Source organism: Arthrobacter sp. BI5, from assembly GCF_056680065.1.
In genome coordinates this window covers 1,447,405-1,461,119 of sequence record NZ_CM155264.1, presented here as the reverse complement: position 1 = coordinate 1,461,119, position 13,715 = coordinate 1,447,405, and the positions used below count along the sequence as shown (strand labels likewise).

General features: G+C 69.2%; 12 protein-coding genes. All 12 read right to left on the bottom strand.

Annotated features, from left to right (window positions below; genetic code table 11):
• Positions 1-2: 2 nt before the first annotated feature.
• Complete coding sequence (locus tag AC1MED_RS06600) at positions 3-1,505, bottom strand: pyridoxal phosphate-dependent decarboxylase family protein (protein ID WP_479786114.1); 1,503 nt, start codon at positions 1,503-1,505, stop codon at positions 3-5.
• Between the two features lie 82 nt (positions 1,506-1,587).
• Entirely contained in the window at positions 1,588-2,382 is a 795-nt protein-coding gene (locus tag AC1MED_RS06595; protein ID WP_479786113.1) for a sulfite exporter TauE/SafE family protein, read from the bottom strand.
• 21 nt (positions 2,383-2,403) lie between these two features.
• Positions 2,404-4,215: a proline--tRNA ligase gene (locus tag AC1MED_RS06590; protein ID WP_479786112.1), complete on the bottom strand. Its 1,812-nt coding sequence runs from the start codon at positions 4,213-4,215 to the stop codon at positions 2,404-2,406.
• Positions 4,216-4,593: 378 nt separating this feature from the next.
• On the bottom strand, positions 4,594-5,487 hold the full coding sequence (locus AC1MED_RS06585; protein WP_479786580.1) for a GNAT family N-acetyltransferase: 894 nt from the start codon (positions 5,485-5,487) through the stop codon (positions 4,594-4,596).
• Entirely contained in the window at positions 5,450-6,616 is a 1,167-nt protein-coding gene (gene ispG / locus AC1MED_RS06580; RefSeq protein WP_346959291.1) for a flavodoxin-dependent (E)-4-hydroxy-3-methylbut-2-enyl-diphosphate synthase, read from the bottom strand. Before ispG ends, AC1MED_RS06585 begins: the two co-directional genes overlap by 38 nt.
• 61 nt (positions 6,617-6,677) lie before the next feature.
• Positions 6,678-6,971 (bottom strand): YciI family protein, encoded by a 294-nt coding sequence (locus AC1MED_RS06575; protein WP_346959290.1) that lies wholly within the window; start codon positions 6,969-6,971, stop codon positions 6,678-6,680.
• A gap of 28 nt (positions 6,972-6,999) precedes the next feature.
• Positions 7,000-7,557 carry a hypothetical protein gene (locus AC1MED_RS06570; protein ID WP_479786109.1) on the bottom strand — a complete coding sequence of 186 codons (558 nt, stop codon included), beginning with the start codon at positions 7,555-7,557 and terminating at the stop codon, positions 7,000-7,002.
• A complete protein-coding gene (locus AC1MED_RS06565) occupies positions 7,554-8,321 on the bottom strand; it encodes a MarR family transcriptional regulator (RefSeq protein ID WP_479786107.1) in 768 nt (255 codons plus the stop codon). Before AC1MED_RS06565 ends, AC1MED_RS06570 begins: the two co-directional genes overlap by 4 nt.
• Before the next feature lie 315 nt (positions 8,322-8,636).
• Entirely contained in the window at positions 8,637-9,968 is a 1,332-nt protein-coding gene (locus tag AC1MED_RS06560) for a M50 family metallopeptidase (RefSeq protein ID WP_479786105.1), read from the bottom strand.
• 40 nt (positions 9,969-10,008) lie between these two features.
• Positions 10,009-11,193 carry a 1-deoxy-D-xylulose-5-phosphate reductoisomerase gene (dxr, locus tag AC1MED_RS06555; protein ID WP_346959286.1) on the bottom strand — a complete coding sequence of 395 codons (1,185 nt, stop codon included), beginning with the start codon at positions 11,191-11,193 and terminating at the stop codon, positions 10,009-10,011.
• Between the two features lie 135 nt (positions 11,194-11,328).
• Positions 11,329-12,015: a response regulator gene (locus AC1MED_RS06550; RefSeq protein ID WP_479786102.1), complete on the bottom strand. Its 687-nt coding sequence runs from the start codon at positions 12,013-12,015 to the stop codon at positions 11,329-11,331.
• Positions 12,012-13,619, bottom strand: coding sequence for a sensor histidine kinase (locus tag AC1MED_RS06545; protein ID WP_346959322.1), 1,608 nt, complete (start codon positions 13,617-13,619; stop codon positions 12,012-12,014). Before AC1MED_RS06545 ends, AC1MED_RS06550 begins: the two co-directional genes overlap by 4 nt.
• Between the last annotated feature and the right edge of the window lie 96 nt (positions 13,620-13,715).

Here is a 13,715-nt window from a genome sequence, read left to right as displayed (position 1 = left end):
CCCTACCCGTGGGTCCGGACTGCTGCGACTGCGTCCCGCACGGCGTCGACGGCGGCCGCCACGTCGGCGTCGTCCGTGCTCCAGTTGCTCACCGAGATCCGCAGGATGTCCCGGCCCTGCCAGCGTGATCCGGACATCCAGACGCGTCCGTCGGCGATGACCCGTGCCGTCACCGCCCGGGTGGTGGCATCGTCGCCGAAGGCCAGCGAGACCTGGGTGTAGTCGACGTCGTTGAGCACCTCCACGCCGTCGAGTGTGGACAGCCGTTCCGCCAGTTGCTTGGCGTTCAGCACCAGCCCCCGGACCTGAGCGGCGACCCCTTCGCGGCCGAGCGATTTCAGCGCGGCCCAGACGGGCACCCCGCGGGCCCGGCGGGACAGCTCCGGAACCGTCTCGAAGGGATCGGCCGCGCCGTCCGCGGCCTGGATCAGGTAGCTGGTGTGCACGCCCATGGCCGAGCGCAGCGCCTGGGTATCCCGGACCACCGCGATCCCGCAGTCGTAGGGCACGTTGAGGGTTTTGTGCGCGTCGGTGCCCCAGGAGTCGGCGCCCGCCACGCCGGCGGTCAGGGCGGCGAGCTCCGGCACCGCGGCGGCCCAGAGTCCGAAGGCGCCGTCCACATGGACCCAGGCGCCATGGGCTTTTGCGACGGCGATGGCCTCCTTGAAGGGATCAAACGCGCCGGAGTGCAGGTTCCCGGCCTGCAGGCAGACCAGCAGCGGGGCGCGGCGCGCCGCGGGGGCGCCGGCGCTGCGGTCGGTGGCGGCGGCGCTGCGGTCGGTGGCGGCGGCGCTGCGGTCGGTGGCGGCGGCGTCCGCGCCGGAGGCGCCGGCCAGGGCGCGGTCGAGGGCGCAGTCGAGCTCGGCCGGGTCAATCCGGCCCTGCCGGTCCGCGGGAACCACCGTGGGCCGGCCCAGCCCCAGGTAGCGCAGGCCGAGGTCAATCGTGTCGTGCCGCTCCTGGCCCACGAAGCACTGGATGCGGGGTGCGCCGGCGAGGCCCTCGGCGTCGAGGTCCCAGCCGGCGTCGCTCATCAGCCGCCACCGGGCGGCGGCCAGGCCGGTGAAGTTGGCCATCGTGGCCCCGGTGGCGAAGCCAACGTCAGCGTCTTTCGGCAGGCCCAGCAGTTCGAGCAACCATCGGCCGGCGGCTTCCTCGATGGCCGCCGTGGCGGGGGTGGCGAACCGCAGCCCGGCGTTCTGGTCCCAGGCGCTGACCAGCCAGTCCGCGGCCAGCGCGGCCGGCAGGGTCCCGCCGATCACCCAGCCGAAGAACCGTCCGGAGGGCATCGCCATCAGCCCGGGCTCGGCCTTGGCCGCCAGATAATCCACCACGTCGGCGGCCGGCGCTCCCGCCTCCGGCAGCGGGCCGCCGAAGTCGGCGGCAAGGTCGGCAGCGGTCAGCCGGGGGCCGACCTGCCGTGTTTGCTGGCTCTCCAGCCACCGGCGGGCGTGCCGGGACGCGGCTGCCAGGGCATCACCGTAGCGTTCAACAGGTGCTGACATAGCTGCATGCTACGCCGGTGGCCAACGGACCGGGAGTCCTCCCGGGCGGTATCCGGCGGACCGTATCCTGCGGCCGGGCGCGCTAGGCGAACGCGTCGTGCCAGACGTCGGAACCAAGCTTGATGATCAGCGCCCCCACCACCACGAGGAACACGATCCGGATGAACTTGCTACCCCGGCTGACGGCGGTCCGTGCCCCGAGGTAACCGCCGGCCATGTTCGCGGCACCGAGGACCAGACCGAGGCCCCACAGCAGCGAGCCGTGCGGCAGGAAGAACAGCAGGGCGCCGGCGTTGGTGGCCATGTTGACGATCTTGGCCTTGGCGCTGGCTTCCAGGAAGGCGTAGCCCATTGCGGACACCATCGCGATGATCAGGAAGGAGCCTGTGCCCGGACCGATCATGCCGTCGTAGAACCCGATCACGGCCCCGATCACGCAGGCTACGACGTAGTGCCGGTGCCCGTCGTGCCGGAGGTTGGTCAGGTCCCCCACGTTGGGACGGAACGCGGTGAACAGCGCGACGGCCACCAGCGCCGCCACGATGATGGGCTTGAACGCGCTGGCCGGCAGGGATGCTGCCAGCACCGCCCCGCCGAAGCTGCCGGCCAGCGCGATCACCGCCATCGGCACCGCGGTACGCAGGTCCGGGCGGACCCGGCGGTAGAAGGTGACGGCGCTGGTAGTGGTGCCGAAGATGGAACCCATCTTGTTCGTCGCCAGCGCCTGCACCGGGCTGATCCCGGGGATGAGCAGCATGACCGGCAGCTGGATCAGGCCGCCGCCGCCCACTACGGCGTCCACCCAGCCGGCGGCGAAACCGGCCACCACCACCAGGATCAGCGTGGCGAGCTGGATCGATTCAAGTCCGGAGACCATTTCCTGCAGCGCCGGCCGCGGTCAGTTGTTGCGGACGGCGTTGACCACGTAATCAACAGCCTTGTCCACGGCCACGTTCTCGGCATTGCCGCTGCGGCGGTCCTTGATCTCCACGACGCCGTCCACCAGTCCGCGCCCGACGGCGAGGATGGTGGGGACGCCCACGAGCTCGGCGTCGCCGAACTTGACGCCCGGGGACACCTTGGGGCGGTCGTCGTAGATGACCTCGAGGCCTGCGGCCTCCAGGTCCAGGGACAGTTGCTCGGCGGCGGCGAAGATCTCTTCGCCGCGGCCGACCGCGACGACGTGGACGTCCGCCGGCGCGACGGCGCGCGGCCAGACCAGGCCCTTGTTGTCATGGTTGGATTCGGCCAGGGCGGCCACCGCGCGGGTGACGCCGACGCCGTAGGAGCCCATGGTCACGACGACCTGCTTGCCGTTCTGGTCCAGGACCTTGAGGTCCAGTGCCTCGGCGTACTTGCGGCCCAGCTGGAAGATGTGTCCCATCTCGATGCCGCGGGCGGTTTCCAGCGGGCCGGAACCGTCCGGGGCCTCGTCGCCGGCGCGCACCTCGGTGCACTCGATCACGCCGTCCCAGCCGAAGTCGCGGCCGGCGACCAGGCCGAAGACGTGCTTGCCGGCCTCGTTGGCGCCGGTGACCCAGGCGGTGCCGCGGACCACGCGGGGATCGACAAGGTAGAGCAGCTTCGAGGCGGCCTCGGCGCCGAGCAGCGGCGCGTCCAGGGACAGGCCGGGGCCGATGTAGCCCTTGACCAGGAGGGCCTGCTTCTTGAGGTCTTCCTCATTGGCTGCCTCAAGCGTGATTTCGCCGCCGATGGGCAGGAAGGCGCCGATGTTCGCTTCGACGCGCTTGAGGTCCACACCGCGGTCGCCGGGCACGCCGATGACCACGAGCTGGCGTTCGCCGGTAGGCAGGGTGACGGCGAGGACCACATTCTTGAGCGTGTCCGCGGCGGTCCAGGCGCCGCCGTCGGCCTCGCTGCGGGGCGCCAGGGCGTTGGCGGCGTCGACGAGCGTTTCGATCGTGGGCGTGTCCGGGGTGTCGCGCACCTCCGCGGCCGGAGCGTTGGAAAAGTCGATGTCCGCGGGCACCACCGTGGTGACGGCCTCGACGTTGGCCGCGTAGCCGCCGGCCGAGCGTACGAAGGTGTCCTCGCCGATCTCGGTCGGGTGCAGGAATTCCTCGCTCTTGGACCCGCCCATGGCGCCGGCCGTCGCCGTGACCGGGACGACTTCGAGGCCGAGGCGCTCGAAAATCTTCAGGTACGCGCTGCGGTGCGCGGCGTAGCTGGCGTCCAGGCCGGCGTCGTCGACGTCGAAGGAGTAGGAGTCCTTCATGATGAATTCACGGCCGCGCAGCAGGCCGGCCCGGGGACGGGCCTCGTCGCGGTACTTGTTCTGGATCTGGTAGATGCTTAGCGGCAGGTCCTTGTACGAGGAGTACAGGTCCTTGACCAGGAGGGTGAACATTTCCTCGTGCGTGGGGGCCAGCAGGTAGTCGTTGCCCTTGCGGTCCTTGAGCCGGAAGATGCCCTCGCCGTACTCGGTCCAGCGGTTGGTCGCCTCGTAGGGTTCCTTGGGCAGCAGCGCCGGGAAGTGGACCTCTTGGGCGCCGATCGCGGTCATTTCCTCGCGGATGATCTGCTCCACCCGGCGCAGCACGCTCAGCCCCAGCGGCAGCCAGGTGTAGATGCCCGGGGCCGCGCGGCGGATGTAGCCGGCCCGGACCAGCAGCCGGTGGCTGGCGACCTCGGCGTCGGCGGGGTCTTCACGCAGGGTGCGCAGGAACAGCTTGGAAAGTCGAAGGACCACTGGAAGGTATCCGTTTCTGAGGAAGTGCGGTGCGAACTGGGCATTGACGAAAAATGTCCAGACACTAATCTACCGTCAAGCCGCGCGCCGGGTTCCCGGCCGGCAGGGGAAGAGCCACGCCATGACACGGAAGCCCCTGGCCGTTTCCGGCTGGTCATCCTGTGATGGCGTGGCCCCTGCGACCCCAGTGCCGCTAAATCCAAGGCTGCTGGTGTACCTGATCCTGCCCTTTCGGGCGGCACCTGCAGCCACTGGTTGGTTCATCCCTGAGACCGCTCGCGCCTGCTCGGCGCGGCTAGCTAGAACCTATGTGATGCACGTCGCCAAAACAAGAGTTTGCACCCAGATTTTTGTCAAAGGCGCGTGTCAAGATCGTGTCTAGAAGAGAACGGTCGCGAAAGTTCCCACCTGGTGGAAGCCGACCCGCTCATAGCTGGCGCGGGCACGGGTGTTGAAGTCGTTCACGTACAGGCTGGTGACCGGCGCCAGGGTTTGGGCATGGACCACGACGGCGGCCATGTACCCGGCGCTTAGGCCCAGGCCGCGGTACGCGGGATTCATCCAAACCCCCTGCACCTGGGTCACGTCCGGGGTCACCGCCCCGAGCTCGGCTTTGAACACCACCTCGCCGTCCGTGCCCAGATGGACCAGCGAGTGGCCGGCCCGGATCAGTCCCTTAACCCGGCGGCTGTAGTAGTCACGGCCGCCGAGGTACGGCGAATAGCCGACTTCTTCCTCGAACATGGCCGCGCAGGCGGGGAGGATCCGGTCGAAGTCCGCGAGCTGGCCGAAGCCGAGGGCCGGGTTGGGCTCTATGTCGGGCGGACCGTCGATGGTCAGGAGCGGCTGGTCCGCGCGGATCTCCTGGGCAGAGTGGCCCAGGCGCTCCAGCGCTGCATGGAGCGCCAGGACCGTCCCGGACGGTCCGAAGATCGAAGCGTAGCGGCGCCCTGACCGGTGCGCTGCGCCGGCCACGACGGACGCCAGGTCCGGGTCCAGCTGCACAGGCACCAGGTTGGCTCCCGCCCAGCACGCGCCCAGCAGCGCATCGCCGTCGAACACTCCGAAAATGCTGGCGCCGCCCGCGGTGGGCGACGCCGTGCCGGCGGACTCAAGGTGGGACAGAATAAAGACATTGGCGACGGCGTCCTGCCGCGCCAGGTCCAGCAGGGCGCCGGTGTCCGAACCCGTGAGGACCCGGACGGTCGTGCCGGCTGCGGCGCCGGCGCCGTCCCTACGAGACGCTAACCACGGGGCTACCCGGGACAGCATCTTCGCCATCGGACTCCCCCATCTCTTCAGCGAGACGCATGGCCTCTTCGATCAGTGTCTCAACAATCTGGTCTTCCGGGACAGTCTTGATGACCTCGCCCTTGACGAAGATCTGGCCCTTGCCGTTGCCGGAGGCCACACCGAGGTCCGCTTCCCGCGCCTCGCCGGGGCCGTTCACCACGCAGCCCATCACGGCCACGCGCAGCGGAACCTCCATGCCCTCAAGGCCCGCGGTGACCTGCTCGGCCAGCGTGTAGACGTCCACCTGGGCGCGGCCGCAGGACGGGCAGGAGACAATCTCGAGCTTGCGCGGGCGCAGGTTCAGCGACTGCAGGATCTGGTTGCCCACCTTGATCTCCTCCACCGGCGGGGCGGAGAGGGAGACCCGGATGGTGTCGCCGATGCCGCGGGAAAGCAGCGCGCCGAAGGCGGTGGCGGACTTTATGGTGCCCTGGAACGCCGGACCCGCCTCGGTCACGCCGAGGTGCAGCGGCCAGTCACCCTTTTCGGCCAGCATCTCGTAGGCAGCCACCATGATGACGGGGTCGTTGTGCTTGACCGAGATCTTGAAGTCGTGGAAGCCGTGCTCTTCGAACAGCGAGGCTTCCCAGACGGCGGATTCCACCAGGGCTTCCGGGGTGGCCTTGCCGTACTTCTTCAGGATGCCCGGCTCCAGCGACCCGGCGTTGACGCCGATCCGGATCGAGGTGCCGTGGTCCTTGGCCGCGCGGGCAATTTCCTTGACCTGGTCGTCGAACTTGCGGATGTTGCCCGGGTTCACGCGGACCGCCGCGCAGCCGGCCTCGATCGCTGCGAAGACGTACTTCGGCTGGAAGTGGATGTCCGCGATCACCGGGATCTGGGACTTCCTGGCGATGATCGGCAGGGCCTCGGCGTCGTCGGCGGAGGGGCACGCGACCCGGACAATGTCGCAGCCGGAGGCCGTCAGTTCGGCGATCTGCTGCAGGGTCGCGTTGATGTCCGTGGTCGGAGTCGTGGTCATCGACTGCACGCTGATCGGCGAGTCGGAGCCGACCCCAACCGAGCCGACCTTGATCTGGCGGGTCTTCCGGCGCGGGGCAAGAACGGGGGGCGGTGCCGACGGCATTCCCAGGCTGACCGAGGTCACGTGGACTCCTCTGTGTGTCGAATTCTAGGTCGAACGATCGATGGCGGGCAGGCGGTGCAGGCTAGGCGGAGTGCCCGGCCAGCAGGCCGGTCAGCGGCGCCCACACCATCGTGCGGGTGCCCGAGATGGCGCCGGCATCGGCGAAGGGGTCCTGCTTGAGGAGGTCGTTCAGGGCTTGCTCGTCGGCGGCCTTGAAGATGAGGAGGGCGCCGGCGCCGTCCGTGTAGGGGCCGCTGGCAAGGAGCGTGCCATCCTGCGCAAGTTCCGCGGTCCATTCGCGGTGGGCCGGGCGGGCGGCGTCGCGGGTTTCGGCGGATTCGGCGTCGTAAACGTACTCAACAGCAAAAACAGTCATACGGATACCCTATCGCCTGTCCGGCGCGTCAGCCGAGCAGGAGCACCTTGACCAGGGCCGCCACCCCGGCCGCCCACAGCATCGAGGTGAGGGTGCCGATGATGAACCGCTCCGCGGCCACCGGTGTTTCCTTCAGTTCGGCGAAGCGTCCGAGGCCTTTGATGGCGACGACATAGGCGATGGCCACGGGCTGGCCGGTCAGGATGGCCAGGCAAACGGCCAGCCGTTCGAGCACCCCGATGATCGCGCCGCCGCGGAGGATGCGGGTGCCGGCTTCCGGCGCGGCCGGACCCTGCCCCGGCCCGCCGGCAACGGCTTCAGCGGGCGTCGCCGGCCGGGTGATTTCGCCGTCGACCGTCCCGTCCGCCGTACCGTCCGCGCTACCGGCGGGGCCGGCGGCAGGGTCGTCGGCGTTACCGGCTCCGCCGGCCGCGGGGTCGTCGGCGTTACCGGCTCCGGCGGCGGCAGCGGCGCGGGTGTCCGAGCGGTCATCGATGGTCCGGGCCAGCCGGAACACCAGGGCGGTGACCGGCCAGCCGGCGAACCCTGCAGCCAGCAGGGCCAGCGTGATCCAGAGGGCGTTCACCGGTCTCCTTCGTTACGTGTCTGCCGGGCGGCGTTGTCCGTCCCGGCCGCATTGTCCGGCCCGACGGCCAGGCCGTGGGCCAGGTCAAGCAGCATCTGGGCCGCGGGCCTCGCCGCCCATTCTTCCTGCCAGCCCGAGCGAAGCAGCGCACGGCTCACCGATTGTTCGGTGATTCCCAGTTGCCGTGCGGCGATCTTCTGCGTCCCGTGGGCTGCGGCGTGCCCTTGGCGGATGCCGCGCAGCGCGTCGACCACCTTCCACTGCGCAGCTGTCCGGTCCTGGACCAGGCGTCCGAGCAACCGCAGCACCGCTTCGGCGGCGGAACATTCCCGGCTTCCCGGCGGACCCCCGGCCGGGCTGTCATCCGGGTTGGCGGCCGTGTTCGCGGCCGGGGCGCCGGCACCCGGGCGCCGCTGCCCGTCTGCAACGACGACCGCGAGCGGCACGTGCGGTGCGGCGGATTTGGCCCTTTCCACCGCGAGGCGGGCCGCAACGAAGGCTGCTCCCGATCCCTCCCGCGGGCTGGCCGGCAGCGGCAGGTCGACCGGGCCCACACCGATACCCACGTACCAGCGGCCGCTGCGGAGGGCATGCAGGGCAATCTCCACGACGTCTTCCGGGCGCTCCGGCACGCCCTGGACCTCGTCGCCCACGGAACGCTCGAAGCGCGCTCCGGGGCACAGCTGCTCCAGTTCGGCCAGGAGGGCCGGGACGCGGTCGACGTCGGCGGTGCTGCCGCGCTGGTCCATGGTCATCACGTACATAGCCCAACCCTAGGCGGCTGATTCCGTAACATCAACCATTTACAACTGATTATCTAGAATCAGCCGAAATAAGCTGATCATCGATAAACAACCGGCGGCGGCTAACGGATCTGTTTCCGGCGTTGTAGCGGGGCGGCGCTCCAGCCCAGTTGTTGCGGGCCTGCACGCCCGGCGCCCGCGGAATGCCGCGGCCCAAGGACGCTGATCCGGCGTCCTGCCGCGTAGAACCGGGCGGGAACGTCTGCAACTCCTCCGCACGGCCGGACACGGACACCGATGTCGTCCGTGACCACAGCGGTCCCGGGCGGCGCAGGGCTAGCCGAAGAGGTTGACCGGCTTGACGATGTCCGCGTAGATCAGCAAGGCGCCCATCCCCATCAGCAGCGCGGCCACGACGTAGGTCACCGGCAGCAGCTTGGCGATGTCGAACGCACCGGGGTCCGGGCGGCCGAGCAGCCGGGCAATTTGGCGGCGGGCCCCCTCGTAGAGCGCCCCGGCAACGTGGCCGCCGTCGAGGGGCAACAGCGGGACGAGGTTGAACACGGCCAGCGCGAAGTTGAGCCCGGCGAGCAGCCCGACCAGTGCGGCCAGCCGGCTCTGCAGCGGAACCTGTTCCATGGCGGCGACTTCGCCCGCTACCCGGCCCACCCCGACGACGCTGATGGGGCCGTTGGGGTCGCGGGGCTCTTCGCTGAAGGCGGCCTGCGCCACCCCGGCCACGCGGGCCGGGAGGTTCAGGACGACGCCGGCGATCTGCTGGATGTTCTCGCCGGCCATGGGCAGCACGGCCGACGCCGGCTGCTGCACCAGGGCGGTCTGGGCGCCGATGCCGAGGAATCCGACGTCCTGGTACTGGAGCTTGCCGTCGGCGTCCTTGGCCTGCCGGCCGTCCGCACCGACAACCGGGCGCGCGGACAGGACCGGGGTGACCGTGGTGGTGACCGGGGAGCCGTCGCGCTCCACCGTGATGCTGACCTGCCGGCCCGCGGAGGCACGGATCCAGCCGGTAAGTTCTTCCCAGTTGGTGACCGCCTTGCCGTCGAAGGAGGTGATGCGGTCGTTGGGTTTGAGCCCGGCTGCGGCTGCAGGGGTGGGCTTGCAGTCAGCCGAGTTGGGATCCACGGTCTCGCCTGCCTTGACCTGGCACTTGGAGACATCGGCGATGGTGGTGGTGGAGGCGGACACGCCGAACCCCATCAGCAGCACGGCCGTCAGGACGACGCCGATCAGCAGGTTCATCGCGGGACCGCCGAGCATGATGATGATCTTCTTCCAGACCGGGAGCCGGTAGAAGACCCGGTTCCCATCGTCGGGGCCGATTTCCTCATGCGCCAGGGAGCGGGCGTCGGCCGCGAGCGACTGGAACATCCCGGTACTGGAGGGGCGGACGCTGCCGTCCGTCTTGTTCGGCGGGTACATGCCGATCATGGACACGAAGCCGCCCAGCGGGATCGCCTTGAGGCCGTACTCGGTCTCGCCCCGGCGCTTGGACCAGAGGGTGGGGCCAAAGCCGATCATGTACTTGGTGACGCGCACCTTGAAGAGCTTGGCCGGGACCAGGTGCCCCACCTCGTGCAGGGCGATGGACACGGCGATGCCGATCACGACGAAGACGACGCCGAGGATAAAGAGGACAACGGGGCTCATGCTGGGTTTTGCTACTTCCTGGGCATTGGTCGGCTACTTCTTAGGCACTTCCCACGGCCAAACGCTCGAGGGTCCGCGCGCGTGCCCACTGTTCAGCATCCAGCACGGATTCGACCGTCAACCCGGAGGATCCTGAGTGCTCGCTGATGACGGCTTCGATGGTATCGACAATATCGGTGAAGCGGATCCGGCCGGCGTGGAAGGCTGTCACGGCTTCCTCGTTGGCGGCGTTGAAGACCGCCGGGAAGGTGCTCCCCCGCCGGGCCGCTTCCTTGGCCAGGCCGACGGCGGGGAACGCCCGGGTGTCCAGCGGCTCGAAGGTCCAGCTGGTGGCCTGGCTCCAGTCGCAGGGCCGGGCAGCCCCGGCCACCCGGTCCGGCCAGCCCAGGCCCAGGGCGATGGGCAGGCGCATGTCCGGCGGCGAGGCCTGCGCGATGGTGGACCCGTCCACGAACTGGACCATGGAGTGCACCACCGACTGCGGGTGGACCACCACGTCGATCCGCTCCAGCGGGATGTCGAAGAGCAGGTGGGCCTCGATGACTTCCAGGCCCTTGTTGACCAGGCTCGCGGAGTTGGTGGTGACCATCAGACCCATGTCCCAGGTGGGGTGCGCCAGGGCATCGCGGGGCGTAACGTCGTGCAGCTGTTCCCGCGTCATGCCGCGGAACGGGCCGCCGGAAGCGGTCAGCACCAGCCTGTCCACTTCGGCGGCGGAGCCGGAACGCAGGCACTGGGCGATGGCGGAATGTTCGGAGTCGACCGGGACGATCTGGCCTTCGCGGGCGGCCGCCTTGACCAGGGCGCCGCCCACGATCAGGGACTCCTTGTTTGCCAGGGCCAGCGTGGCGCCGGACTTGAGCGCGGCCAGCGTAGGGGCGAGTCCGATCGAGCCGGTGATGCCGTTGAGCACGACGTCGGCGGGGATTTCCGCGATCCGGGTGGAGGCATCCGGACCGGTGATGATCTCCGGACGGTAGCCGGAGACGCCGGCCGCGCGGGCGGCGTCGTCGATCAACGCTTGGAGGACCGCGGCGTCCCCGCTGGCGACGCCGATGGCCCGGGCCCGGGTGTGCACGGCCTGCCGGGCGAGGAGTTCGAGGTTGCCGCCGCCGGCGCTGAGGGCCACGATCTCGAACAGGTGCGGGGCGCCGTCGACGACGTCGATGGCCTGGGTTCCGATGGACCCGGTGGATCCGAGAAGGACGATTGTGCGCGGCTGCATGATTCCAGTATCCCGCACCGGTCCGGCAGCCCGGGTCCACCCGGGCCTGAAGCGCGAAACGGCAGATCACGGCAGTGTTTCCGAAGAACACTGCCGTGATCTGTCACCTCGGCGATTACACGGAGACCGGCGGGGTCATGCCGGCTTCAGCTCGTAGCGTCGTTCCGGGCGGCCGGCGCCGTACTTGAGGCGGACCTCTACCCGCGCCTCGTCGTGGAGGTATTCGAGATAACGGCGTGCGCTGACCCGGGACGTGCCCAGCAGGTCCGCGACTTCCGCCGCTGACAGATCCGATTCGGCAGTCTGGAGCACATCCACCACCAGTCGGAGGGTCTCGGCGCTGCAGCCCTTGGGGAGGCGGATTTCCGCCCGTTCGGCGCGATCCGTGCGTTCCAGTCCAAAGACCCGGTTCACGTCCGATTGTTCGGCCACGTCCTTGGCCAGGTCCAGGCCCTGGTAAGCGTTGCGGTAGTGCTCCAACCGCTCCTGCAGGTCCGACTGCGAAAACGGCTTGATCAGGTAGTGGACAATTCCGCCGCGCAGGGCCCGGCGGACGGTCTCGACCTCGCGGGCCGCGCTGATCACCAGTACGTCCAGTTGGGGCGCTGTCTCCCGCAGCCTGGCCATCAGGTCCAGTCCGTTGATGTCGGGGAGGTGAATGTCCAGCAGGACCAGGTCGGGCTGCAGCCGGGCGGTTTCCGCCAGCGCCTGGGCTCCCGTATGCGCGAGGCCGACGACGGCGAAGCCCGGCGTGCGCTGAATAAAACCGGAGTGGACTTTCGCCACCATGAAGTCGTCGTCGACGATCAGAACGTTAATCACAGCCGGCCCACCTTTCCTTTCCCGTGCGCCCGCTTGGCCGGCGCCCTTTTCAGCCGGGCCGTAAAGACCGCCCCGCCGTCGTTGACTACCGCGAGGGCTCCGCCGCTGCGCTGGCAGACCACGCGCGAAAGTGCCAGGCCGAAGCCCCGGCCGCCACCGGGGCCAGGTTGTTTGGTACTGAACCCCTGGCGGAAAATTTCCTCGGCCGCCGCGCCGTCAATGCCCGGGCCGGTGTCCCGGACGGTCACAACAACTTCCCCGCGGCTGTCCTCGACGAGGACCCGGACGGAAGCCTCCGCCGCGCCCGTGACGGCGTCGAGGGCGTTGTCCACGAGGTTGCCCACAACGGTGGTCAGATCCCGGGAAAGTTCGTCCTCCACCCGCGACAGTGACGAAGCGGGGTCCAGCTGCAGCAGCACCCCCCGCTCCACGGCGAGGCTCGATTTGGCAATGAGCAAAGCGGCGAGCGCCGGGTCCTGGATGCGGCTGGTCACGTCGTCGTTGAGCCGCGTGCGGTCGACGGTAACGCCGTTGACGAACTGCACCACGGACTCGTACTCGCCAATCTGGATCAGCCCCGAAATGACATGCAGCTGGTTGGCGAACTCGTGGGCCTGCGCCCTGAGGGTGTCAGTGGCCGTTCGCGTTGCACCCAGTTCGCGCTCAAGCGACGAGAGCTCAGTCCGGTCACGCAGGGTGGCAACGGAACCCATGACCCGACCCTTGGACCGAATAGGCACCCGGTTCATTACCACCAGGCGCTCCCCCACCAGGACCAGCTGGTCCTGCCCGGGTTGTTCGCCTGTCATCACTTCCTTGAGCGCCGGTTCAACCGGCAGTCCGGCCAGATCCTTTCCCACGCAATCCGCCGGCAGGCCCAGCAGCGCCCGGGCACTGTCATTCGCCACGGTAATCCGACCGCGGAGGTCCAGGGCCACCACGCCCTCTTTGAGCCCGTAAAGCATCGCCTCGCGGTTCTCCACCAAGCCGGAGATTTCGCTCGGCTCCATGCCGAGGGTCTGCCGCTTCACCCTGCGGGAGAGCAGGAGGGAACCGGCCACTCCCAGGACGCTGGCCACTCCCAGATAGGTCAACAGGTTCGGGACGGCGTCCCCCAGCCGCTCCCACGTGGATGGGTAGTTCCGGCTGATCGACGCAATACCGATCATGGTGCCGGAATCGTCCAGGACCGGGACGTGGGCCGAAAGCACCGGGATGGCTGTTCCGCCCACCACCCCCGTCCAGGCCCGGCCTTCCATCACCCGGCTCGCACCAAGCTCCAAGGGCCGGCGCAGCAGTCCGGGGTCGCTCGACGCCACCACGGTGCGGTCGATCCGGGCAAGGGCCACCCGCGCGGACCCGGAGACAGTGCGCACCGACTCGGCGACGGCAGACAGCGCCGCGCTGCCCCGGGGCTCCGCCGAGGGCAGCAACGCACGCACGGTGGGATTGTTGCCCAGCGCTTCGGCCGCGGACAGGGCCCGTCGCCCCTCGACTCGCTCAAACGCGGCCGCCGACTGGGCCAGGGAGATGGCCACGACGCCGACCAGGACCGCCAGGACGATCAGCAGCTGCAGGACCAGGTACTGCCCGGCGAGGGACATTCCTCTTCGTCGAGTCACGAGCCGTTCTTCCCAATTCTTTGTTGTGGTTCCGCGGGCTTCCTCGAAGCGGAGGCACCGGGTGCGTCCGCGAAGGTC

Excerpts from the sequence above, each read along its gene's own strand:
- AC1MED_RS06600 (WP_479786114.1), bottom strand. The coding sequence starts at position 1,505 with ATGTCAGCACCTGTTGAACGCTACGGTGATGCCCTGGCAGCCGCGTCC.
- AC1MED_RS06595 (WP_479786113.1), bottom strand. The coding sequence starts at position 2,382 with ATGGTCTCCGGACTTGAATCGATCCAGCTCGCCACGCTGATCCTGGTG.
- AC1MED_RS06585 (WP_479786580.1), bottom strand. The coding sequence starts at position 5,487 with ATGCTGTCCCGGGTAGCCCCGTGGTTAGCGTCTCGTAGGGACGGCGCC.
- AC1MED_RS06575 (WP_346959290.1), bottom strand. The coding sequence starts at position 6,971 with ATGACTGTTTTTGCTGTTGAGTACGTTTACGACGCCGAATCCGCCGAA.
- AC1MED_RS06565 (WP_479786107.1), bottom strand. The coding sequence starts at position 8,321 with ATGTACGTGATGACCATGGACCAGCGCGGCAGCACCGCCGACGTCGAC.
- AC1MED_RS06560 (WP_479786105.1), bottom strand. The coding sequence starts at position 9,968 with ATGAGCCCCGTTGTCCTCTTTATCCTCGGCGTCGTCTTCGTCGTGATC.
- dxr (WP_346959286.1), bottom strand. The coding sequence starts at position 11,193 with ATGCAGCCGCGCACAATCGTCCTTCTCGGATCCACCGGGTCCATCGGA.
- AC1MED_RS06545 (WP_346959322.1), bottom strand. The coding sequence starts at position 13,619 with ATGTCCCTCGCCGGGCAGTACCTGGTCCTGCAGCTGCTGATCGTCCTG.